This window comes from Catenulispora pinisilvae (assembly GCF_015356865.1).
Lineage (GTDB): Bacteria > Actinomycetota > Actinomycetes > Streptomycetales > Catenulisporaceae > Catenulispora > Catenulispora pinisilvae.
The window spans coordinates 1-1,822 of sequence record NZ_JAAFZA010000479.1; the positions used below are offsets into that span (position 1 = coordinate 1).

Here is a 1,822-nt window from a genome sequence, read left to right on the forward strand (position 1 = left end):
GCACCCCGCGCCACCAGCAACCGCGCCAAACGATTCGCCCGAACATTCAACTCCGCATACGAAACCTGCTCACCCTCGAACACCACCGCCACCGCATCCGGCGAACGACGCACCTGCTCCTCAAACAGACTCGCCAACGTCGCATCAGGCACCGAATGGGCAGTGTCGTTGTTGTCGACCAGCAGTTGCCGGACCTCGTCCCGGTTCAGGATCGAGATCGAGTGCAGCGGCACACTGGGGTCAGCGACAACTTCCTCTACCAGACGTTGCAGCCAACCCAGCATCCGCTCAACCGTCGCGACATCGAACAGATCTGTCGCGAAGTCCAGAGATCCGACGATCTCATTCGGCGAGCCATCAGCGGTGAAGGACTCAGACAGGTCGAACAGCAAGTCGAACTTCGCCGCGCCAACCTGCACCGGCTCCGCCTGCACCTGCAAGCCCGGCATGGCCAGGTCCGCAGCCGGGGCGTTCTGGAAGGCCAGCATCACCTGGAACAGCGGATGCCGCGCCATCGAACGCGCCGGGTTCAACACCTCCACCAGACGCTCGAACGGCACATCCTGATGCCCGAACGCCGACAGATCAGAATCACGAACACGATCAACAAGCTCTGCGAACGTCGGATCCCCAGACACATCAGTCCGCAAAACCAACGTGTTCACGAAGAACCCGACCAGGTCATCCAGCGCATCATCCAGGCGACCGGCGACAGCAGTCCCGATGGGAATGTCAGTACCCGCACCCATCCGCGACAGCCATGCCGCCACCGCAGCCTGCACCACCATGAACACACTCACACCACGCGAACGCGCCAACCGCAACAGACCAGCATGCAGCTCGCCATCCCAGACCACAGATGCGCGACCCCCGCGGTAAGACGACACCGCAGGACGAGGACGATCGAACGGCAACTCCAGCTGATCCGGAGCACCAGACAAAGCATCCCGCCAGAAGCCGACCTGCCGGGAGTAGACACTGTCCGGGTCGTCCTCGTCACCGAGCAGTTCCCGCTGCCACAGGGTGTAGTCCGCGTACTGCACCGGCAACGGCTCCCACTCCGGCGCAGCACCACCGACGCGAGCTGTATAGGCGGCAGCCAAATCCCGCGCCAACGGCCCCAGCGACCAACCATCACCAGCAACGTGATGCACCACCGCCACCAACACAAACTCCTGCTGACCGACCTGCAGCAGAGAAGCCCGCACCGGAATCTGCGACTCCAGATCAAACGTCGAACCCACCATCGCAGCTATGTCAGCGGCAACCGTCTCCGGCGAGGAGTCCTGCACCACCAGATCCGCCAGGGCCGCGAGCTGTTCAACTGGCAGCACCTGCTGGAAAGGCTCACCATCGATCTGCGGGAAGACAGTCCGCAAACTCTCATGCCGGGCAAGAACATCGAGAAGAGCAGCCTTCAAAGCCCCCTGATCCAGATCACCGGACAGACGCACCACCAACGGAAGGTTGTAGGTCGCCGACGGACCCTCCAGTCGGCTCAAGAACCACAACCGACGCTGCGCAAACGACAACGGCACCCGCTCCGGACGCACCACCGGCCGCAACGCCACACGACGTTCAGAAGACGAACCACCCAGACGCGCCGCAACACCAGCCACCGTGGGCACCTCGAACAACGTCCGAAGCCCCAACTCCACCCCGAGAACCGAACGCACCCGACTCACCAGACGAGTAGCCAGCAGCGAGTGGCCGCCGAGTGCGAAGAAGTTGTCGTCGATGGACACTGATTCCAGGCCCAGGACCTCGGCGAACAAGTCGCACAACTGCTGTTCCTGCACGGTCCGCGGCTTGCGGCCGGCAG

The 1,822-nt window shown here is 63.0% G+C and carries 1 protein-coding gene; it reads right to left on the reverse strand.

Annotated features, from left to right (window positions below):
• Positions 1 to 1,799: condensation domain-containing protein (locus IZR01_RS49025; RefSeq protein WP_323747327.1), on the reverse strand; the 1,799-nt coding region annotated here is incomplete at its 3' end.
• Positions 1,800 to 1,822 lie beyond the last annotated feature (23 nt).